This window comes from Pseudomonas sp. AO-1, assembly GCF_019775695.1.
Classification (GTDB): Bacteria; Pseudomonadota; Gammaproteobacteria; order Pseudomonadales; family Pseudomonadaceae; genus Aquipseudomonas; species Aquipseudomonas parakoreensis.
The window spans coordinates 4818517-4840109 of sequence record NZ_CP079947.1 but is presented as its reverse complement, the minus strand read 5'-3'; the positions used below and the strand labels follow the sequence as shown (position 1 = coordinate 4840109).

16 protein-coding genes are annotated in these 21593 nt (G+C 60.9%); all 16 read left to right on the top strand.

From position 1 onward, the window contains the following. Positions 1–88: 88 nt before the first annotated feature. The 16 genes from KVQ82_RS21975 (at position 89) to pseI (ending at position 21437) form a co-directional block, all read left to right on the top strand. A complete protein-coding gene (locus KVQ82_RS21975) occupies positions 89–3742 on the top strand; it encodes a calcium-binding protein (RefSeq protein ID WP_260687716.1) in 3654 nt (1217 codons plus the stop codon). Positions 3743–3839: 97 nt separating this feature from the next. After that, entirely contained in the window at positions 3840–5846 is a 2007-nt protein-coding gene (locus tag KVQ82_RS21970; RefSeq protein ID WP_222015871.1) for a calcium-binding protein, read from the top strand. 255 nt (positions 5847–6101) lie between these two features. Continuing rightward, the gene (rfbF, locus tag KVQ82_RS21965; RefSeq protein ID WP_108182025.1) at positions 6102–6875 is read left to right on the top strand and encodes a glucose-1-phosphate cytidylyltransferase; all 774 of its coding nucleotides are present in this window, start codon (positions 6102–6104) and stop codon (positions 6873–6875) included. Then, positions 6857–7939, top strand: coding sequence for a CDP-glucose 4,6-dehydratase (gene rfbG, locus KVQ82_RS21960; RefSeq protein WP_222015869.1), 1083 nt, complete (start codon positions 6857–6859; stop codon positions 7937–7939). Before rfbF ends, rfbG begins: the two co-directional genes overlap by 19 nt. After that, positions 7936–8496 carry a dTDP-4-dehydrorhamnose 3,5-epimerase family protein gene (locus tag KVQ82_RS21955; RefSeq protein ID WP_222015867.1) on the top strand — a complete coding sequence of 187 codons (561 nt, stop codon included), beginning with the start codon at positions 7936–7938 and terminating at the stop codon, positions 8494–8496. The genes rfbG and KVQ82_RS21955 overlap by 4 nt, the downstream gene beginning before the upstream one ends. Beyond that, a complete protein-coding gene (locus tag KVQ82_RS21950; protein WP_222015865.1) occupies positions 8493–9719 on the top strand; it encodes a class I SAM-dependent methyltransferase in 1227 nt (408 codons plus the stop codon). Before KVQ82_RS21955 ends, KVQ82_RS21950 begins: the two co-directional genes overlap by 4 nt. After that, positions 9716–10567: an NAD(P)-dependent oxidoreductase gene (locus KVQ82_RS21945; protein WP_222015855.1), complete on the top strand. Its 852-nt coding sequence runs from the start codon at positions 9716–9718 to the stop codon at positions 10565–10567. The genes KVQ82_RS21950 and KVQ82_RS21945 overlap by 4 nt, the downstream gene beginning before the upstream one ends. Beyond that, positions 10564–11634: a class I SAM-dependent methyltransferase gene (locus tag KVQ82_RS21940; protein WP_222015853.1), complete on the top strand. Its 1071-nt coding sequence runs from the start codon at positions 10564–10566 to the stop codon at positions 11632–11634. The genes KVQ82_RS21945 and KVQ82_RS21940 overlap by 4 nt, the downstream gene beginning before the upstream one ends. A gap of 17 nt (positions 11635–11651) precedes the next feature. Next, positions 11652–12389 (top strand): cephalosporin hydroxylase family protein, encoded by a 738-nt coding sequence (locus KVQ82_RS21935; RefSeq protein ID WP_047292500.1) that lies wholly within the window; start codon positions 11652–11654, stop codon positions 12387–12389. A 55-nt stretch (positions 12390–12444) separates the two neighbouring features. After that, complete coding sequence (locus tag KVQ82_RS21930) at positions 12445–15360, top strand: TIGR00180 family glycosyltransferase (RefSeq protein WP_222015843.1); 2916 nt, start codon at positions 12445–12447, stop codon at positions 15358–15360. A 30-nt stretch (positions 15361–15390) separates the two neighbouring features. Next, a complete protein-coding gene (gene pseB, locus KVQ82_RS21925) occupies positions 15391–16392 on the top strand; it encodes a UDP-N-acetylglucosamine 4,6-dehydratase (inverting) (RefSeq protein ID WP_027614222.1) in 1002 nt (333 codons plus the stop codon). Further along, positions 16389–17546: a UDP-4-amino-4,6-dideoxy-N-acetyl-beta-L-altrosamine transaminase gene (gene pseC / locus KVQ82_RS21920; protein ID WP_222015833.1), complete on the top strand. Its 1158-nt coding sequence runs from the start codon at positions 16389–16391 to the stop codon at positions 17544–17546. The genes pseB and pseC overlap by 4 nt, the downstream gene beginning before the upstream one ends. Before the next feature lie 31 nt (positions 17547–17577). After that, positions 17578–18198 carry a pseudaminic acid biosynthesis-associated methylase gene (locus tag KVQ82_RS21915; protein WP_041073020.1) on the top strand — a complete coding sequence of 207 codons (621 nt, stop codon included), beginning with the start codon at positions 17578–17580 and terminating at the stop codon, positions 18196–18198. Further along, positions 18195–18890, top strand: a complete 696-nt coding sequence (gene pseF / locus KVQ82_RS21910; RefSeq protein ID WP_222015813.1) for a pseudaminic acid cytidylyltransferase — start codon at positions 18195–18197, stop codon at positions 18888–18890. The genes KVQ82_RS21915 and pseF overlap by 4 nt, the downstream gene beginning before the upstream one ends. Then, positions 18887–20392, top strand: a complete 1506-nt coding sequence (gene pseG, locus KVQ82_RS21905; RefSeq protein ID WP_222015811.1) for a UDP-2,4-diacetamido-2,4,6-trideoxy-beta-L-altropyranose hydrolase — start codon at positions 18887–18889, stop codon at positions 20390–20392. Before pseF ends, pseG begins: the two co-directional genes overlap by 4 nt. After that, positions 20385–21437 (top strand): pseudaminic acid synthase, encoded by a 1053-nt coding sequence (pseI, locus tag KVQ82_RS21900; protein ID WP_047292515.1) that lies wholly within the window; start codon positions 20385–20387, stop codon positions 21435–21437. Before pseG ends, pseI begins: the two co-directional genes overlap by 8 nt. The last annotated feature ends 156 nt before the right edge of the window (positions 21438–21593 follow it).

The window sequence follows — 21593 nt, the reverse complement described above, 5'->3', positions numbered from 1 at the left end:
CAACGTATTCTCGATTTATCAATGTGCTTGGCGGGGGATGATCGCCACGCAAGCAGGGGCCGGTTCATAACAAGGCAAGGAAGAAGTAATGGCAGTTATAAACGGAACAAACGGCGCGGATACGCTGACCGGTACCAGTGGGGATGATGAAATCAATGGCCTGGCCGGCAATGATCTGATCAGGGGAAGTGCCGGAGCAGACAAGATCGATGGCGGTACCGGGACTGATACGGTGGACTATTCCGCATCGGCTGATGGGATCAACGTCGACATCCGCTCTAATGCTGTCGGTCTTGCGGGCATCGGCGGCGACGCTCAGGGTGACACCCTGAGCGGCATTGAAAAGGTGATCGGCACGGCGTTCAACGACACCTTCAATCTCGATACGGCCACCGCGACGTTCGAGGGCGGAGCGGGGGATGATGTCTACGTTCTCAACGGCAGTGGCGGCACGGTCATCGAACAGTCGAGTGGCGGTAACGATGAAGTACGCAGCAACTTCGCCCAGATTTACCTGAGCGCCAACGTCGAGCGTCTGACCTATACCGGAACCGGTTCATTCACCGGTTGGGGCAATGCCAGCGACAACGTCATTACAGGAGGCGTTGGCAACGACTTCCTGTATGGCGGCGCGGGAGCTGATCAGTTTATCGGTGGTGCCGGTATCGACACGGTCGGCTATACCGATAGCACTGTCGGTGTCAGCATCAACCTGAAAACCGGCGTCAATTCCGGGATCGCGGCGGGGGATACCTACACCGGCATTGAACGAATCCTCGGCTCGAACGGCAACGATACATTCGTCGCCGATAGTCGGGTATTTGCCTTTGACGGCGGCGCCGGAGCGGCGGATGTGGTGGATTACTCGACATCCAACGAGGCGATCAATGTCGACATCCGCTATAACGCTGTCGGTCTCGCGGGCATTGGCGGCGACGCTCAGGGTGACACCCTGTTCGGCATTGAAAAGGTGATCGGCACGGGGTTCAACGACACCTTCAATCTCGATTCGGCCACTGCGACGTTCGAGGGTGGAGCGGGGGATGATGTCTACGTTCTCAACGGCAGTGGCGGCACGGTCATCGAACAGTCGGGTGGCGGTAACGATGAAGTACGCAGCAACTTCGCCCAGATTTACCTGAGCGCCAACGTCGAGCGTCTGACCTATACCGGTAACGCGGCATTCACCGGTTGGGGCAACGCCAGCGACAACGTCATTACGGGGGGCATTGGCAATGACACCCTGTATGGCGGCGCGGGTGCCGACCAGTTCATCGGTGGTGGGGGTATCGACACCGCTGGCTATGCCGACAGCACTGTCGGCGTCACCTTGAATTTCAAGACCGGGGTCAACAGCGGCATCGCAGCGGGCGATACCTACACCGGCATTGAGCGAATCCTCGGCTCGGGCTTCAACGATACCTTCATCGCCGACAGTCGGGTGTTTGCATTTGACGGCGGTGCGGGAACGGCTGACGTGGTGGATTACTCGACGTCTGTCGAGGCGATCAATGTCGATATCCGAGCTAATGCTGTCGGTCTCGCGGGCATTGGCGGCGACGCTCAGGGTGACACCCTGATCGGCATTGAAAAAGTGATCGGCACGGCGTTCAACGACACCTTCAATCTCGATTCGGCCACTGCGACGTTCGAGGGTGGAGCGGGGGATGATGTCTACGTTCTCAACGGCAGTGGCGGCACGGTCATCGAACAGGCGGGTGGCGGTAACGATGAAGTACGCAGCAACTTCGGCCAGATTTACCTGAGCGCCAACGTCGAGCGTCTGACCTATACCGGCAACGCTTCATTCATCGGCTGGGGCAATGCCAGCGACAACATTATTACCGGTGGTGCCGGCAACGACCTGTTGTATGGCGGCGCAGGTGCCGATCAATTTATTGGTGGCGCCGGCATGGATACCGCCAGCTACGGCGACAGTACTGTTGGCGTCAGCATCAATTTGAAAACCGGTGTCAACAGCGGCATCGCAGCGGGCGATACCTATACCGGCATCGAGCGAATCCTCGGCTCGGGCTTCAACGATACCTTCATCGCCGACAGTCGGGTGTTTGCATTTGACGGCGGTGCGGGAACGGCTGACGTGGTGGATTACTCGACGTCTGTCGAGGCGATCAATGTCGATATCCGAGCTAATGCTGTCGGTCTCGCGGGCATTGGCGGCGACGCTCAGGGTGACACCCTGATCGGCATTGAAAAGGTCATCGGCACGGCGTTCAACGACACCTTCAATCTCGATTCGGCCACTGCGACGTTCGAGGGTGGAGCGGGGGATGATGTCTACGTTCTCAACGGCAGTGGCGGCACGGTCATCGAACAGGCGGGTGGCGGTAACGATGAAGTACGCAGCAACTTCGGCCAGATCTACCTGGGCGCCAACGTCGAGCGTCTGACCTATACCGGCACCGGGTCATTCACCGGTTGGGGCAACGCCATCGACAACATCATTACAGGGGGCAATGGCAACGACATCCTGTATGGCGGCGCGGGTGCCGACCGGTTCATCGGTGGTGCCGGTTTTGACACTGTCGGCTACGGCGACACGACTATTGGCGTCACCATCAACCTGAAAACCGGGGTTCACACGGGGATCGCAGCAGGGGATACCTACACCAGTATCGAGGCTTTGACCGGCACGATAGCCGGTGACATTTTCATCGCCGACGGCGCGGCCATGGCTTTTGACGGGTTAGTGGGTGCGGACATGGTCAGCTATGAACAATCCGACAGCGCCGTGACCATTGATTTGAAAACTAAGGTCAATGCGGGTGACGCGGCCGGCGATACCTACACCGGAATCGAGTTTTTCCAGGGCAGCAGCTTCAACGACACCCTGTCCGGAACCGCATTCGGTGACAACTTCATTGGTGGCTCCGGTGCGGACCTGATCGATGGGCGTGAAGGGCATGACACTGCCTGGTACATCAACAGCAAGGCCGCTGTGAACATTAATCTGCAGACCAACGTCAACGAAGGCGCCGATGCTCAAGGTGATGTGCTGCTCAATATCGAGCGAGTGATCGGCAGCCAATTCGACGATACGCTGACCGGAAGTTCGGCAGTCGATTTTCTTGAGGGCAGCACAGGCAACGACGTGATTTATGGCGGCGACGGGGCCGACTTCATTTATGGAGGCCTGGTTTCCCTGGCCGGGCCGTTAGCCAGTTCGGCACCCAATGCAGGGGCTGAGGCTGATGCGCTCTATGGCGGCAATGACAACGACACGATTCTCACCGCATCCAACGACACTGGCAGCCGTGCGTATGGCGAAGCGGGCGATGACACCATCACCGTAGCTCATGGCATCGCTGATGGTGGTGAAGGCAATGACAAGCTGATCGGTACCGGCCTGGGCTTCTCGCTGTTTGGCGGCGTGGGCAAGGATAATCTGGTATTGCAGTCCGTCGGTTCGGCCTTCGGTGGTGAAGGTGACGATATCTACACCATCGACACTTCGGCATTGGTCAACATTCAGGACGACGGTACCAGCCGTGGCGACAAGATTGTGCTGTCGTACATTCGCGCTTCGGAACTGCAAGTCGATCGTGTCGGTGACGACCTCTACCTGCACCGTTACAGCGTTTCAGCCGGACAGACGCCGGATGAGGGCGTGCGCCTGAAGGATTGGTTTGCCGGTTCCGACACTATCGAGCAGATCGTGACGGCCGATAATCAGACCATCAATCTGCCGGCTAACAGTGATGCGTTCGCGATGTTTGGCTGACCACTGAATCGCACACCTGCAATCGCAATGCGGCCGCAGGTGTGCGCTTGGCAGCTGAAGGACCAACCTGGTTTTCAACCAAGCAAGGAAGAAGCAAATGTCAGTGATTTATGGAACGAGTGAAGCCGATGTCATGGGCGGCAATGAAGGCAATGACGAACTCTACGGACTGGAGTCGGATGATCAGATCTGGGGTACCACGGGGTCCGATCTGCTGGATGGCGGGGAAGGGTTCGATTCAGTGAGTTATCAGATGATGCCGAACGGCGTCAGCGTCGATTTCCGCGAGGGGCTGGCCACTGTCACCAAGGCGGACGGCTCCGTCGATACTCTGGTCGGCATCGAAAAAGTCATCGGCAGCTTTGACAATGACACCTTGGTCAGTTCGGTCAGCGGTATCACGCTGGAAGGTGATAACGGCGATGACGTGTACATCGTCGGTAGCGAAGGTGTGACCATCGTCGAAGCGGAACGCGGCGGTTACGACGAGCTGCGCACCAGCGTCAACACCCAGAGGATGGATCCGTTCCTGGACAAAATGATCTTCACCGGCACCGGCGACTTCAAGGGCTACGGCAATGCCGAGGCGAACGTGATTGTCGCCGGTGCAGGCAATGACGTGCTGTGGGGTGGCGACGGTGGCGATCAGTTCATTGGCGGTGAGGGCTTCGACACCGTCAGCTATACCGACAGCCTTGAAGGCGTCAGTATCGAGCTCTCGAGCATGTGGGGCGCCACCGGCATTGCATTCGGCGATACCTACTCGAGCATCGAGGCCGTGCGGGGTTCGAATTTCAACGATGTGATCTTCGCCGGCGCAAGCGCAATGGTCATGGACGGTGCCGATGGCTTTGACGCCGTCGATTACAGCCGTTCCAACGACGCGGTCAGCATCGAGTTTCGTGATGGCAAGGGCTTCGGTTCCGGCGACTACGCCGAGGGCGACACCTTGATCAATGTGGAAAAGGTTGTCGGGACTAACCTGGACGATCACTTCACTGCCAACTCGGGCGGCGTGACCTTCGAAGGTGGCTGGGGCAGCGACGTCTATACGATCAACAGCGAGGGTGTGACCATCGTCGAGACAGACTCAGGCATGGGGTTTGACGAGCTGTACACCAGCCTGTCGGTCATGAAGATGGACCCGTTCATCGAGAAAATGACCTACACCGGTACAGCCGATTTCACCGGTTATGGCAATGATTCCGACAACTACATCTTCGGCGGCAGCGGCGATGACCTGTTCTACGGTGGCGCCGGACGGGATGTGTTCGTCGGCGGCGCGGGAACGGACATCGTCAGCTATGACGACAGCGATACGGGTGTGGTGGTCAACCTGTCGAGGATTGGCCAGAACGGTACGGCCGAAGGGGATATGTATTACGACGTAGAAGGTCTGCAAGGCAGTCGTTTCAACGATGTGATGGATGCCGGCCGCGAGGACGCGATCCTGGAAGGTGGCAACGGCGATGATGTGATCAGTGGCAACGATGGCAATGATCACCTTTACGGCGGACTGAAATCCGGTCTCGACGGTGATGTCGCGCAGGCCGACACACTGTCTGGCGGTTCGGGTGATGACGTCATCGTCAGCGCTGTGAATGACCTGGGTACAGTGGCCCACGGCGACGGAGGCAATGACACCATCACGGTCCACAACGGCAGTGCCCTTGGTGATGACGGTCATGACGTGCTCACCGGCACCGGCAACAATTATCTGTTGTCAGGTGGCAGCGGCAACGACGTGCTGAACCTCAATCTTCCGGGGCAGTCCGGTACTGGCGGCACCGCACTGGGCGGTATGGGTGACGATATCTACATCGTGAACAGCACCGGGCTGGTATCGATTCAGGACGAGGGCTGGGATCTCAACGACACCCTGATCCTCAACACCATCACCAACGCCAGCCAGTTGAACGTCACCCGCATCGGCGATGATGCCTACCTGCACAGCGCCAACGACGGCAGCAGCGGTGTGCCGGACAACGGCGTGAAACTGGCGGGATGGTACGCCGGGTTCAACAACATCGAGCACCTGCAGACTGCCGACGGCCAGGTCTACGACCTGCCGGCGACGATTGATGGGTTCGCCATGTTCGGCTGATCACTCGATCTGTTGATGCAACGCAATGAAAGGGATGAATCCGCTGCTGGATTCATCCCTTTTTTCATGCCTTACGGCGCACCCGACGCAGGGCTTGCGGAGCTGGCGCGTTTCCTGCAAGTCCCCCTCAAATCGCCATAAAACGAGCGCTCGCGGTCATCGCAGCGGCGCCGCAGGCGGCAAAAGGGTTAGCCAGACGGCCCGCATCGCTCAACCAAGCCATGCGCAGCCCGGTGACGAACGAGAGGGGAGACGATGAAGGCAGTTATTTTGGCGGGTGGCCTCGGCACGCGCATCAGTGAAGAGTCGCACCTCAAGCCCAAGCCCATGATCGAGATCGGCGGCAAGCCAATTCTCTGGCACATCATGAAGCAGTATTCCGCTCACGGGATCCACGACTTCGTGATTTGCCTGGGCTACAAGGGCTATGCGATCAAAGACTTCTTCGCCAACTACTTCCTGCACACCTCCGACGTCACGTTCGACATGCGCAACAACCGCATGGACGTGCACCAGAACTACAGCGAGCCGTGGAGCGTCACCCTGATCGACACCGGCGAGGAAACCATGACCGGTGGCCGTCTGCTGCGTGCCGGCCGTTACCTCAAGGATGAAGAGGCGTTCTGCTTCACCTACGGCGACGGCGTTTCCGACATCAACATTGCTCAACTCGTCGATTACCACAAAGCCCACGGTCGCCTGGCCACCGTCACCGCGGTGCAGCCGCCGGGACGTTACGGTGCCCTTGAGCGCCAGGGCGATCAGGTGCTCGGTTTCACCGAAAAACCGCGTGGCGACGGTGGCTGGATCAACGGCGGCTTTTTCGTGCTGTCGCCCAAAGTCCTGTCCTACATTGCTGGCGATGAAACCACTTGGGAAGCCGAGCCGCTGGCGCGTCTGGCTCAGGAAGAACAGTTGAACGCCTTCGAACACGAAGGCTTCTGGCATCCGATGGACACCCTGCGCGACAAGAACCACCTCGAAGCGCTGTGGCAGAGCGGGGAGGCCCCATGGAAGCAATGGGCCTGAGTGCGGATTTCTGGCGCGGCAAGCGCGTACTGATTACCGGCCACACCGGTTTCAAGGGCAGTTGGCTGACCCTGTGGCTGCAAAGCCTCGGCGCGCAAGTCAGCGGTTTCTCGCTGGATCCGTCGACCGAGCCGAGCCTGTATGAACTGGCGCGGGTTCACGAAGGGATCAACGATCAGCGCGGTGATCTGCGCGATCTCGGCGCGTTGCTGGAGATCATCGCCGACACCGAGCCGGAAATCGTCCTGCACCTGGCCGCGCAGCCACTGGTGCGTGAAGGCTATCGCGACCCGCTGGGTACTTATTCCAGCAACGTCATGGGCACGCTGAACCTGCTCGAAGCGATCCGTCAGGTCGGTTGCGTGCGCGCCTGCGTGCTGGTGACCACCGACAAGGTTTACGCCAACAAGGAATGGCTGTGGCCCTACCGCGAAGACGAAGCCCTCGGCGGGCACGATCCCTACAGCAGCAGCAAGGCTTGCTGCGAACTGTTGGCGCAGTCTTACGCCGCGTCGTTTTTCCCGGCCGACAAGTACGCTGAACACGGTCTGGCCCTGGCCACCGCGCGCGCCGGCAACGTCTTGGGTGGCGGTGACTTCGCCCCTGAACGGCTGATTCCCGACGTGCTCAAGGCCTGGACTGCAGACGAGCCGGTGACCCTGCGTTACCCGCAAGCCGTGCGCCCGTGGCAGCACGCGCTGGAACCGCTGGCCGGTTACCTGCAACTGGCTGCCGGCCTCTACGAGCAAGGCCCGGAATACGCCGGGGCGTGGAATTTCGGCCCGGGCAAGGCGGACATGTGCAGCGTCGGCGAAGTGGTCGAACTGCTTGCCAACCGCTGGCCTCAGGCACGTGGTTTGCGCATCGAAAAAAGCGAACTGCACGAGGCCGGCCTGTTGCGTCTGGACAGCAGCCGCGCCCGTCAGGTGCTGGGCTGGCAGCCACGCTGGACCTTGCAGCAATGCCTGACCCAGACCCTCGACTGGCATCTGGCGTGGCAGAACGGCGATGACATGCGCAACGTCACTCTCGGCCAACTGAACCTGTACCGAGGCGCGCTGTGAGCGAGTTTTCCTTGAAACCGTTGCCGCTGGCCGGGCTGTTCAGCGTCCAGCACAAACGCTTCGAAGATCAGCGCGGGCACTTCGCCCGATTGTTCTGCGAAGGCAGCCTGAACGCGTTCGGCCGCGAATTTCACATCCGCCAGATCAACCATTCCTGCACCCGCGAGAAGGGCAGTGTGCGCGGTCTGCATTATCAGAATGCCAATGCGCCGGAAGCCAAGCTGATCACTTGCCTGCGCGGTGAAGTGTGGGACGTGGCGGTGGATCTGCGTCCTGACTCCGAGACCTTTCTGCACTGGCACGCCGAGCACCTCAAGGCTGGCGATGGTCGCAGCCTGTTGATTCCGGCCGGGTTCGCCCACGGCTTCCAGACCCTGACCGCCGACGCCGAACTGCTTTACCTGCACAGCGCTGATTATGCGCCGGAGCATGAGGGCGGCTTGTCGGTGAACGATCCACGGCTGGCGATTGCCTGGCCGTTGCCTGTCAATAATTTGTCAGCGCGTGATGCCAGCCATCCTGCGCTCGATCAACACTTTGCCGGAGTGCGTCTATGAACTGCCGTGGGTGCGCCGCACCGCTGAGCCTGCCGCTGATCGACCTCGGCACCTCGCCACCGTCCAACGCCTACGTGCACGCCGAGCGCCTGGAACAGGCCGAGCAATGGGTGCCGCTCAAGGTTGCCGTGTGCCAGCAATGCTGGCTGGTGCAGACCGAGGATTACACCCGCGCCGACAGCCTGTTCGACGCCGAGTACGCCTACTTCAGTTCGTTCTCCAGCACCTGGCTGGCCCATGCCGAGCGTTATGTCGCCGAGATGGTCGAGCGCTTTGACCTGAACGCCGACAGCCGTGTGGTCGAAGTCGCCGCCAATGACGGCTATCTCCTGCAGTACGTCGCTGCTCGCGGCATTCCGTGTCTGGGTGTCGAGCCGACCCGCAGCACCGCGCAAGCGGCGCGGGAAAAAGGCCTGCAGATTCGTGAAGTGTTCTTCGGTCGCGACAGCGCTGCGCAGCTGCACAGCGAAGGCTGGGGCGCCGACCTGATGGCCGCCAACAACGTGCTCGCGCATGTGCCGGACATCAATGATTTTCTCGGTGGTTTCGCCGCGCTGCTCAAGCCGACCGGCGTCGCCACTTTTGAGTTTCCGCAACTGCTGACGCTGATGGCCGGCGCGCAGTTCGACACGCTGTACCACGAGCACTATTCGTATCTGTCGCTGACCGCGGTGCAGACTTTGTGCGAGCGCAATGGTCTGGAAGTGTTCGACGTCAGTCAGTTGAGCACCCATGGCGGTTCTCTGCGGGTGTTCGTGCAGCGCCAGGACGGTGAGCGTCGTGCGGTGCAGCCGGCGGTGCAGCAACAACTGCAGGCCGAACTGGATGCCGGGGTGAAAACGCCGGAGTACTACGCGACCCTCGCGCCGGCTGCCCAACGCATCAAACATGAACTGCTGCGCTTCCTGTTGCAGGCCAAGGCCGACGGCAAGCGTGTGGTCGGTTACGGCGCGGCGGCCAAGGGCAACACCTTGCTCAACTACGCCGGGGTCAAACCCGATCTGCTGGCGTGGGTGGCCGATGCCAACCCGCACAAGCAGGGCAAGTTTTTGCCGGGCAGTCGTATTCCGATTGTCGCGCCGGCGCAGATCGACATCGAAAAACCGGACTACGTGCTGGTGTTGCCGTGGAACCTGCTGCACGAAGTCAGTCAGCAACTGGCGCAGGTGCGTCAGTGGGACGGGCGCTTCGTGATCGCCGTGCCTGAGATGAAAGTCCTGTGAAAGTCCTGGTCAGCGGCGCCACGGGCTTCGTCGGTCGGCATCTGGTCGCGGCGTTGCTCGCGCGTGGCTGCGCCGTGCGCGCGGTGGCGCGCAATACAGATACGGCTGCGAGCATGCCATGGATCAATGACGTCGAATTCGTCGCGGCGGATATTCATGCGGCGGAGCTGGACATTGCGGCGCTCACCGACGGCATCGACGTACTTGCCCATCTCGCCTGGCCGGGGTTGCCGAACTATCGGGCGCTGTTCCATTTCGAGCACAACCTGATGGCCGACTACCGCTTTATCAAAGACGCGGTCGAGGCGGGTGTGCCGCAAGTCCTGGTGACCGGCACCTGCTTCGAGTACGGCATGCAAAGCGGCCCGCTCAGCGAAAGCGTCGAGCCGCGGCCGAGCAATCCTTACGGTCTGGCGAAACACACACTGCACCTGTTTTTGCAAAATCTGCAGCAGGAAAAACCGTTCACCTTGCAGTGGGCGCGTCTGTTCTACCTGCATGGCGAAGGGCAGAACCCCAACAGCCTGCTGGCGGCGCTGGATCGGGCGATCGATGCCGGCGAGACGTCGTTCAACATGTCCGGCGGTGAGCAACTGCGGGACTTTTTGCCGATTGCCAGCGCCGCCGATCACCTCGCCGCGATCGTCCATCAGCGCGATTTCAATGGCGTGATCAATTGCGCCAGTGGCCAACCGGTATCGGTGCGCGCACTGGTTGAACAACGGCTGCGCGAGCGCGGTGCGGCACTGAATCTGAACCTCGGCCATTACCCTTATCCGACCCATGAACCGATGGCGTTCTGGGCCGTGACCGAGCGTTTGCAACAGCTACTGGGAGAGCCGCAATGAGGCACGAGTTGTATCGGGTCACCGACCTGCCGGTGTTGCAGAACCGCACCTTTGCCGACCCTGAATCGGCAAAGGCGTCGGCCAGCGCCGACATGCTGCTGGTGCAGGATGAGCGCAGCGGTCTGATCTTCAACGCCGCGTTCGATGCCGACAAGCTCAGCTATGACGCCGACTATCAGAACGAACAGGCCCATTCGGGCCAGTTCCAGAAGCACCTGAGCGACGTCGAAGGCATCATCGCCAAACACTTCAAGGGCCAGGAGCTGATCGAAGTCGGCTGCGGCAAGGGCTACTTTCTTGAGTTGCTCAAGGGCCTCGGTTATTCGATCACCGGGATTGATCCGGCCTACGAAGGCGAAAACGCCGACGTAATCAAGGCGCCGTTCACCCGAGGTCTCGGCCTGGCGGCGGACGCCATCGTGCTGCGTCATGTGCTGGAACACATCGAAGACCCGGTCAGCTTCCTGTCGGTGATCGCCGAAGCCAACCAGGGCGGGCAGATCTACATCGAAGTGCCGTGCTTCGACTGGATCCTCGAGCACAAAGCGTGGTTCGACCTGTTCTACGAGCACGTCAATTATTTCCGCCTCGATGACCTGCGCCGGATGTTCGGCACCGTGCACGAGGCCGGCCACCTGTTTGGCGGCCAGTACCTGTACATCGTCGCCGACCTGTCGACGTTGCGCCTGACCCCGGATCAACCGGTGCCACGCCTGGCACTGCCGGACGGTTTTACGGCGAGCCTTGAGCGTGCGGTGCAGATCATCCAGTCCGCACCTGAACAGGGTTCGGCGATCTGGGGCGCGTCGTCCAAAGGCGTGATCTATTCGCTGTTCCTGCAGCGCGCGGGTGTCGCGGTGGATCGCGTGGTGGATATCAACCCCGCCAAGCAGGGACGTTATCTGCCACTGAGCGGCGCGCGGGTGTCCTCGCCGCAAGAGGCCATGGATGCCTTGCCCGAAGGCGCCAACCTGTTTGTGATGAACTCCAATTACCTCGAAGAAATCAAGCGGATGACCGGTGGACGTTACGTCTATCACGCCGTTGACAGCGCTTCGTTCCAGTGACCCTTGAGATTTTGAACATGACCGACAACAGCATCAACAAAGCCTTCGAAGCCGAGTGCCGGGAACAGATCGCCCAGCAGGGTGACGACCAGAAACTCACTGGCCTGGCCCGTGATTTCTTCAACGAATCGGCCAAACACAAGTACAGCTATCACTTCTCGTGGATGGGCCGCCCGATCATCCAGCTGCCGCAGGACATGATGGCAATGCAGGAGATCATCTGGCAGGTCAAGCCGGATCTGGTCATCGAGTGCGGCATCGCCCACGGCGGTTCGATCATCTATTACGCCTCTCTGCTGGAACTGCAAGGTCACGGCGAAGTGCTGGGCATCGACCTCGACATCCGCCCGCACAACCGTGAAGCGATCGAAAGCCACCCGATGGCCAAGCGCATCAAGATGATCGAAGGTTCGAGCATCGATCCGGCCATCGCCGCTCAGGTGCAGGCTGCGGCCAAGGGCAAGAAGGTCATTCTGGTCCTCGACTCCAACCACACCCACGACCACGTGCTCGAAGAGCTGCGCCTGTATGCGCCGCTGGTCTCGGTCGACAGCTACTGCGTGGTGATGGACACCGTGGTTGAAGACATGCCGGCCGATTTCTTCCCGGATCGCCCGTGGGGCCCGGGCGACAACCCGAAAACCGCGGTGTGGAAGTACCTGGAAGAGAATCAGGACTTCGAGATCGACCAGCAGTTGCAGAACAAGCTGCTGATCACCGTGGCGCCGGACGGCTATCTGCGTCGCGTTCGTTAATTCGCACCATCACCAAAGCGTTATCTCGGCGAGTCGCCGGTTGTGGAGAGAAGTTATGCAAGGCAAGTACAGTTCTGAACTGGCGCTACCGCTCAACGAGCTGTTGACCGTGGTGCTGATTACTCACAATCGGCCGGCGTTCCTGCGTCGGGCGGTGAAGTATTACAGCAGCTTGCCCTGCCGGATCATGGTGCTCGACTCGACGGTCGAGCGGCCTGAAGGGGATTTTTCCGCCGTCGATTATCACCATGTGCCGCAGTTCGCCTACTGGGGCATGCAGGCCAAACTGGCTTATGGTGTGGAGCAGCTGACCACGCCGTATATGGTGCTGGCGGCCGACGATGACTTCATCCTGCACGATTCGCTGACCGAGTCCGTGAACTTCCTGCAGGCGAACCAGGATTACGGCATGTGCCACGGCTATTGCCTGATGTACCTGTCTCTGGCCCATGGTGTGAACTACTACCGGCGTGACAAGAAAGTCCGGGAAGACTATTCGTCCGAGCGGGCGCAGGATCGGGTTATCGATTACATGAGTCAGTACATCCCGCCGTTCTACGCGGTGACCCGTACTGACCTGATGAAAAACTGGCATTCGGCGTTGCCACCGGGTACCAATTTCCAGTGGCAGGAAATCGGTCACGTCTATTACCTGCTGGCCAGTGCCAAGGCACGCATCCTGCCGATGCCTTATGTGGTACGCGAGATCAACTACGGTGTCTCCGAGCACAATACCGATGTGTATCACTCGCTGACGTACGCCGACGGCAAATCGGTCGCCGAGCGAGAAGCCTTTGCCGAGTTTCTCGCCTCTCTGCCAACCGCCATTCAAGGGCTCGACGCCGGACAGCTCAAGGCGTTTGCCCTGCAGAGTTTCGAGGCGATGGCTGACAGCTTGACGACTGGACGAGCGCTGACAGCGGAACTGATTTTCGAATCCACCTGGAATCAGAACCTCAGGCATCCGGATCGTCGTTTTGGTCCGTTGCAGTACGTCGAGATGCCGTTTTACAACCAGCCGTTCTTCGATCGTCTGGAACAGTTCGAATTCATGCTGCACGCCATGCCCGCCGGCCGTATGCAACTGGAAGGGCTTGAGGGGATATGGACGCGTCAGGCGCACCTGCTGCAGGCACGCAACAACGATACGCCGGAAAGTGTGGTCGACCGTTTGTGGCAGGCGCACGACCTCAATGCTTTCAACCAGACAGTCGTCAAACGCCTTGCCGCGCATCTGAATGACATGGGTGAAGACGAAGCCGCCGGGTCGGTGAACGAGTGGATCGCTCGGCTTGAAACCCTGGTGATTGAAGACCATCAGGCAGTCTTCGACAACATGAAATCCGGTCGCCTGCTGCAGTGGCTGGCCGCGCGGGAGCCGTCGGCGCAACAGGTCGAGTCGATCACTCGACATCTGTCGGCCAATGGCGGTGGTCCGCAGTTCGGCATCTTCCTGCTGGATCTGGATGACCAGATCGACAAGGTGCAGGTCTCGCTCGACAGTCTGCTCGAGGGGCACTGCAAAGCGTTCAGGATTGTGGTGTTCACCACGGGCGAGCCGCCGGTGGCGACCACCGCGCAAAATACCCTGCACTTCGTGCGCGTTACCCAGAGCAACTACGTCGACAAGTTGAATCAGAGTGCTCAGCAGTCAGCGTGCGACTGGTTGTTGCTGGCGCAGGCGGGCGACGAGTTCACCGCCGGCGGCCTGTTGCGGGCGAGTCTGGAACTGATGTCTGCCGCGGGTGTGCGCGCCGTCGCCACCGATGAAATCCAGCGCAAGGAAAACGGTGCACTGGTCGACGTCTTCCGCCCGGGCTTCAATCTGGACCTGCTGCAAAGCGTTCCAGCGCTGATGGCGCGTCATTGGTTGATTCGCCGCGAAGTGTTGCTCGAAGCCGGTGGCTATCAGGCCGACTTCAGCAAGGCACTGGAGCTGGATCTGCTGCTGCGCATCATCGAACAGGGCGGCATTGGCGGCCTGGCGCATCTCGACGAGCCACTGCTGATCACCCAGGCCTCGGTACTGGAAGAGAATGCCCACGAACGTCAGGCGCTGCTGCGTCACCTGGGCAATCGTGGTTACAAGGCCAGGGTCACCTCGGCGACGCCCGGTACCTATCAGATTGATTACCGTCACGCCGAACAGCCGCTGGTGTCGATCATTGTGCCGGCCATCGACGACCTGGCGGCACTGCGTCGCTGCCTGGAAGGCGTGTTGCTCAGAACCCGTTACAGCCGTTATGAAGTGCTGATTGCGGCGAATCCGAATCAGTCGGCCGAGGTCAATGACTGGCTGGGCACGCTGCGTAACCCTAAAGTCAATGTGCTGCGTGCCGATCAGCCGCTCGGCGAGACGGCGTTGTACAACGCCGCCAGCGAGCAGGCGCAGGGTGAGTATCTGGTGCTGTTGGCCGCTGACAGCGAAATCGTCAATCCAAACTGGATCGACTCGTTGCTCAATCACGCGCAGCGTCCGGAAGTGGCTATCGTCGGTGCCAAACTCGTCGATCGTGACGGCAAGATCGCTCATGCCGGTTTGATTCTTGGTCTGAACGATGGCGTGGGCTCGCCTTTCATCGGTGAAAAACATGCCGCTGAGGGCTACATGCAACGCCTGGCGGTCGAGCAGAATTATTCCGCGGTGTCGAAAGTGTGCCTGATGATCCGCAAAGAACTGTTCAACGCACTGGGCGGTCTGGACGAAGTGACGTTCGCCGACGGCTTGAGCGATGTCGATCTGTGCCTCAAGGCCGGTGAGGCGGGTTACCTCATTGTGTGGACGCCGCTGGTGCAGGTTGTGCATCCGGGCCTCTTGCCGCAAGCGCCATCAGCCCTGGCTGCTTTGCGTGAGAAGTGGGGCGGCGCCTTTGCGCAGGACAGTGCCTACAACGCCAACCTGTCCCTCATCGGCAAAGGTTTTACCTTGGGTGAAAGCACGCCGGTCAACTGGTCGCAGTTACTCGCTTGAGTCCGTCGGACAAGCAACAGGAATCAGCACATGTTCAACGGTAAATCGATCTTCATCTCTGGCGGCACCGGCTCGTTCGGGCGCAAATTCATCGCCCGTCTGCTTGAGCAATACCAGCCCAAGCGCGTGGTGGTGTTCTCCCGCGATGAACTCAAACAATACGAAATGCAGCAGACGTTCAACGCGCCGTGCATGCGCTACTTTCTCGGTGACGTGCGCGACGCCGACCGGCTGCGGCAGGCCATGCGCGGCATCGACTACGTGGTGCACGCGGCGGCGCTCAAGCAGGTGCCGGCGGCGGAGTACAACCCGACCGAGTGCATCCGCACCAACGTCAATGGCGCGGAGAACATCATTGCCGCCGCCATCGACAACGGCGTGAAGAAAGTCGTCGCGCTGTCCACCGACAAAGCGGCCAGCCCGATCAATCTGTACGGCGCGACCAAGCTGCTGTCGGACAAGCTGTTCGTCGCCGCCAACAACATTGCCGGTGAGCAACAAACGCGTTTTGCCGTGGTGCGCTACGGCAACGTGGCGGGCTCGCGGGGTTCGGTGGTGCCGTTCTTCAGCAAGCTGATTGCCGACGGTGCGCAGGAGCTGCCGATCACCGACGAGCGCATGACCCGCTTCTGGATCACCCTCGATCACGGCGTGCAGTTTGTCCTCGACAGCTTTGCGCGGATGCACGGCGGCGAAGTGTTCGTGCCGAAGATCCCGTCGATCCGCATCGTCGATCTGGCGCGGGGCATGGCCGAGCATCTGCCGCACAAGAACGTCGGTATTCGTCCCGGGGAAAAACTGCATGAACTGATGGTGCCGCTGGACGATGCGCGGATGACCCTGGAATTCGAGGATCACTACACCATCCAGCCTTCCATCCGCTTTACCAGCGTCGATGTCGATTTCTCCATCGACAAGCTTGGCGAACATGGGCGGCCGGTGAGTGAAGATTTCGAATACCGCTCCGACACCAATCCGCACTACCTCTCGGTCGGGCAGATCGCCGAGCTGCACGCGAAGTTGTCGGCATGATTCCCTACGGTCGGCAGAGCGTTGATCAGGCGGACATCGATGCCGTGGTCGAGGTTTTGCAATCGGACTGGCTGACTCAAGGCCCGACCATCGAGCGTTTCGAGCAGGCAATGGCTGCACGCTGCCAGGCCGACTTCGCGGTGGCGGTGTGCAACGCCACCGCGGCGCTGCACATCGCTTGCCTCGCTGCCGGCCTGGGCCCGGGCGACCGTTTGTGGACCACGCCGAACACTTTTCTGGCCTCAGCCAACTGCGGGCGCTATTGCGGCGCCGAGGTGGATTTCGTCGACATCGATCCGCTGACCTGGAACCTCGATGCTTATGCTCTCGCCGCGAAGCTCGATCAGGCCGAGCAGGACGGCACACTGCCGAAAGTGTTGGTGGCGGTGGCGTTCTCCGGGCAGAGCTGCGACCTGCGCAAGATTGCCGAACTGGCCGAGCGCTACAACTTCACGGTGATCGAAGACGCCTCGCACGCGGTGGGCGCCAGCTACGCCGGGCGCCCGGTGGGGTGCGGGGAATTTGCGGCGATGACCGTGTTCAGTTTCCACCCGGTGAAAATCATCACCAGCGCCGAAGGTGGCATGGTCCTGACCAATCGCCCGCAACTGGCCGAGCGTCTGCAACGCCTGCGCAGCCACGGCATGACCCGCGATCCGCAGCAGATGAGCGAACCCAGCCACGGCCCGTGGTATTACCAGCAGATCGAGCTGGGCTTCAATTACCGGATCACCGATTTGCAAGCGGCGCTGGGTCTGTCGCAACTGGCCAAACTGGACGGGTTCATCGCCCGTCGCCGCGAACTGGCGGCGCGTTACGACCGGTTGCTGGCCTACCTGCCACTGACCTTGCCCAGCGCGCAGCCGGAGGCGGAATCGGCGTGGCACCTGTACGTGGTGCGCCTGCAGACCGAACGCATCGGCCTGACCCATCGTCAGGTGTTCGAAGGCTTGCGTGCCGCCGGCATCGGCGTGAACCTGCACTATATTCCTGTGCATTTGCAGCCGTACTATCGCGACCTGGGTTTTGCCGAAGGCGACTTCCCCGAAGCCGAGCGTTATTACGCCGAGGCGATCAGCCTGCCGCTGTATCCGTTGCTCAGTGATGAGCAGCAGGATCATGTGGTCGAGCAATTGCGCCGGCTGACCGAATAAACCCCGCTGCGGCGGCGAATGAGACTGTGCAATGCGTGATCTGAGTGAGCAGGAAAAATTCTGGCAGGGCGATTTCGGCAACCAGTACGTCGATCGTAACGTCGGTCAGCCGCTGGTCGCGGCCAACCTGGCGTTGTTCGCCAAGGCCCTGAGCCGCGCCGGGCGCATCGACAGTGTGGTTGAGCTGGGCACCAATGCCGGCAACAACCTGCAGGCGCTGCGTCAACTGCTGCCGCACAGTGAATTGTTCGGCGTCGAGATCAATGAAAGCGCCTGTGCGCAGGCGCGGGCACTGGGCATCGCGCAGATCTGGCACGGCTCGCTGTTCGACTTTCCGCGCGAGCGCAGTTACGACCTGACCCTGAGCAAAGGCGTGCTGATCCATCTGGCGCCGGAGCTGCTGCCGACTGCCTATGCGCAGTTGTATGCGTTGAGCCAGCGCTACATCCTGATCGCCGAATACTACAATCCGGCACCGGTGGAAGTGTCCTATCGCGGCAACAGCGGCAAGCTGTTCAAGCGCGATTTCGCCGGGGAAATGCTCGATCGTTATGCCGATCTGCAATTGCTCGATTACGGCTTTGGTTATCACCGTGACCCGCAATTCCCGGTGGACGACATCACCTGGTTTCTGCTGGAAAAACGTCCTTGAACAGCGTCGCAATCATCCCGGCCCGTGGTGGCAGCAAGCGCATTCCGCGCAAGAATCTGCTGGCGTTCGACGGCGTGCCGATGATTGTCCGCTCGATCCGAACGGCGCTTGACAGTGGCCTGTTCGAACAGGTCGTGGTCAGTACCGATGACGCGGAAATTGCCGAACTGGCGCTGGCTCACGGTGCGCAAGTGCCGTTCCTGCGCCCGGCTGAACTGGCGGATGATTTCACCGGCACCGCTGCGGTGATCGTGCATGCCTTGCAGCAACTGCCCGCGTTCGATTACGCCTGCTGCGTGTACGCCACGGCGCCGTTGTTGCAGGCGCGTTTTTTGTGCGAGGGATTCGAGTTGCTGCAGCAGCACCCGGACAAAGCCTTTGCGTTCTCCGTGTGCAGCTTTGGTTTCCCGGTGCAGCGTGCGCTGACGCTGGACGGGCAGGGCGCATTGACCGCGTTGTACCCGGAATTTCGCAACACCCGCTCGCAGGATCTGCCTGAAGCTTTTCAGGACGCCGGCCAGTTTTACTGGGGCCGTCGCGAGGCGTGGCTGCGCGGTGACGTGTTGTATTCACCCGCGAGCCTGCCGGTGCTTCTGCCGCGGCATCTGGTGCAGGACATCGACACGCTGCAAGACTGGAAACGCGCCGAATACCTCTACGCCGCGCTCAAGGCCGGCGGAGAACTGCAATGAGAGTGCTGATCCGCGCTGACGCTTCGCCGACCATCGGCAGTGGCCACATTGCCCGTTGTCTGACGCTGGCGCGGGTGCTGCGCCAGCAGGGCAGTCATGTCGCCTTTGCCTGTCGGCGGTTGCCCGGGCATCGGCTCGATGCCTTGGCTGCCGAAGGTTTCGAGACCTTCGCCTTGCCGGACTTCTACCCCGGCGAAGACCCGCAGCAAGCCATCGAATCGATGCTGCCGTGGCAGGCAGACATCGAGGCGCTGGACGCCTTGCTGGCAGGTCACGCCGCATTCGACTGGATCATCGCCGACCACTACGGCCTCGATCATCATTGGCAAACCGCTGCCCGTCGTTGGGCGCCACGGATTGCGGCGGTGGACGATCTCGCCACCCGCCGTTACAGCGTTGATCTGCTGCTCAATCAGAATCTGTCCGGTCTCAGCGCAAACTATGCGCCGCTGCTGCCCGAAGGCTGCCGCACCTTGCTCGGCCCGCGCTACGCCATGCTGCGCGAGGAGTTCGTCTGCCCGGCCATTGCGATCAAGCCCAAGGCGCGCCGGGTGCTGGTGAATTTCGGTGGTTTCGATGCGGCGATGCAGACTCACCACGCGATGTTGGCACTTCAGGACTTCACTGAACTGGAAGTGGATTTCGTCGCCGGTGCGGACAATCCTGCGTGGGCGCAAATGCAGGCACTGGCCGCAACACGGCCGCATTGGCGCATGCACAGTTTCGTCAGCGATTTCCAGCAACGCATGACCGCGGCCGATCTGTTTATCGGCGCCGGTGGCGGCACCAGTTGGGAGCGCGCGGCGCTGGGCCTGCCGACGATCTGCATCGCGGTATCGAACAATCAGCAGGCCAACGGCGAAGTCATGGCAGCGGCGGGGGCGCATGTGTTCATGGGCGCCCGCGAGCTGGTCAGCGTCGAACAACTGCGCGACGCCATCGGTTTTGTCGTCGACAATGTCTATCTGCGCCAGAGTCTGGCCGAGCGTTCACGTCAACTGGTCGATGGGCGCGGTGCGTTGCGCGTGGCGGCAGCGCTGGCCGGTGCCGTGCTCACGCTGCGCCCGGCGACCCTCGATGATGCGCAATTGCTGTTCGACGGGCGCAATGCCGAGGCTGTGCGGCGCTGGTCACTGGACACGGCTGCAATCGAATGGCCGCAGCACCTGAACTGGCTGAAGGCGAGCCTGCGCAACCCGCAGCGTCTGCTGTTGATTGCCGAGGCCGATGACGGCCCGGTCGGCGTCTTGCGTTATGACTTGCGTGGATTTGAGGCTGAAGTGTCGCTGTATCTGCTGCGCGGGCGTTTTGGTCTGGGCTGGGGCAGGGCGCTGCTGGCGCGAGGTGAGGCGTTCGTCCGCGAGCACTGGCCGCAGATGACCGCCATCACCGCTCAGGTGCTGCCGGGCAATCGCCCCTCTTTAAATGTGTTTCGTGACGCCGGATTCGCCCAGAGTGCCTGCGCGTTCACCCAGGTTTTGAAGGATCACCGCGATGAGTAGTTTCAAGATTGGCGAGCGTCTGATCGGTGCCGATGCGCCGCCGTTCATCATTGCCGAGATGAGCGGAAACCATAATCAGTCGCTGGAGCTGGCGCTGCAGATTGTCGAGGCCGCCGCCAAGGCTGGGGCGCATGCCTTGAAGCTGCAGACTTACACCGCGCAGACCATGACCCTGGATCTGGCCGAGGGCGAGTTTTTCATCAAAGACCCGAATAGCCTGTGGGCGGGTACTTCGCTGTACGACCTGTATGAGAAGGCCCACACCCCGTGGGAGTGGCACGCGCCGATTTTCGCTCGGGCCAAAGAACTGGGCATGCTCGCGTTCTCGACGCCGTTCGATGACACGGCGGTGGACTTTCTCGAAAGCCTCGACGTGCCGGCGTACAAGATCGCGAGTTTCGAAAACACCGATCTGCCGTTGATCCGTCGTGTGGCGGCAACCGGCAAACCGCTGATCATCTCCACCGGCATGGCCAGCATCGCCGAGCTCGACGAAACCGTGCGCGCCGCCCGCGAGGCGGGGTGCAAGGATCTGGTGCTGCTCAAGTGCACCAGCACTTACCCGGCGACCCCGCTCAACAGCAACGTGCGCACGATCCCGCATCTGCGTGAACTGTTCGGTTGCGAGGTGGGACTGTCCGATCACTCGATGGGCGTGGGTGTGTCCGTGGCCGCCGTGGCACTCGGGGCAACGGTGGTGGAAAAACACTTTACCCTCGACCGTTCGGCAGGTGGCGTCGACGCCAGTTTCTCGCTGGAGCCTGCGGAGCTGGCCAGTCTGGTGGTCGAAACCGAACGCGCCTGGCAAGCCATGGGCCAGGTGCATTACGGCGTCACCGAGGCCGAGCGCAAGTCGCTGGTCTATCGCCGCTCGCTGTACGTCACTGCCGACATGGCCGCCGGTGAAGCCTTTTCCGGGGACAATCTGCGCGCCATTCGCCCTGGTCTCGGTCTGCCGCCCAAGCACACCGATGCCGTCCTCGGTCGCCGCGCTCGTCAGGCGATCAAACGCGGCACGCCGCTGGACTGGTCGTTGGTCGAATAACCCGATCTGCCACCGATTCGGCAAAATAGCGTGACCTGCGAGTCATAACGCGCATCTTCACTGTATTGTATTGACCGGGGAGATGGCGCCTGGCCGTGTAATCGGTTCCAGTGATAGCCCTTTGCGCTCCCCGTGGCTGCCCGTTGTGGCGGCCGT

Bases quoted from the DNA above. Each gene is read 5' to 3' on its own strand.
- KVQ82_RS21975 (WP_260687716.1), top strand. From the start codon at position 89: ATGGCAGTTATAAACGGAACAAACGGCGCGGATACGCTGACCGGTACC.
- KVQ82_RS21970 (WP_222015871.1), top strand. From the start codon at position 3,840: ATGTCAGTGATTTATGGAACGAGTGAAGCCGATGTCATGGGCGGCAAT.
- rfbF (WP_108182025.1), top strand. From the start codon at position 6,102: ATGAAGGCAGTTATTTTGGCGGGTGGCCTCGGCACGCGCATCAGTGAA.
- rfbG (WP_222015869.1), top strand. From the start codon at position 6,857: ATGGAAGCAATGGGCCTGAGTGCGGATTTCTGGCGCGGCAAGCGCGTA.
- KVQ82_RS21950 (WP_222015865.1), top strand. From the start codon at position 8,493: ATGAACTGCCGTGGGTGCGCCGCACCGCTGAGCCTGCCGCTGATCGAC.
- KVQ82_RS21940 (WP_222015853.1), top strand. From the start codon at position 10,564: ATGAGGCACGAGTTGTATCGGGTCACCGACCTGCCGGTGTTGCAGAAC.
- KVQ82_RS21935 (WP_047292500.1), top strand. From the start codon at position 11,652: ATGACCGACAACAGCATCAACAAAGCCTTCGAAGCCGAGTGCCGGGAA.
- KVQ82_RS21930 (WP_222015843.1), top strand. From the start codon at position 12,445: ATGCAAGGCAAGTACAGTTCTGAACTGGCGCTACCGCTCAACGAGCTG.
- pseB (WP_027614222.1), top strand. From the start codon at position 15,391: ATGTTCAACGGTAAATCGATCTTCATCTCTGGCGGCACCGGCTCGTTC.
- pseC (WP_222015833.1), top strand. From the start codon at position 16,389: ATGATTCCCTACGGTCGGCAGAGCGTTGATCAGGCGGACATCGATGCC.
- KVQ82_RS21915 (WP_041073020.1), top strand. From the start codon at position 17,578: ATGCGTGATCTGAGTGAGCAGGAAAAATTCTGGCAGGGCGATTTCGGC.
- pseG (WP_222015811.1), top strand. From the start codon at position 18,887: ATGAGAGTGCTGATCCGCGCTGACGCTTCGCCGACCATCGGCAGTGGC.
- pseI (WP_047292515.1), top strand. From the start codon at position 20,385: ATGAGTAGTTTCAAGATTGGCGAGCGTCTGATCGGTGCCGATGCGCCG.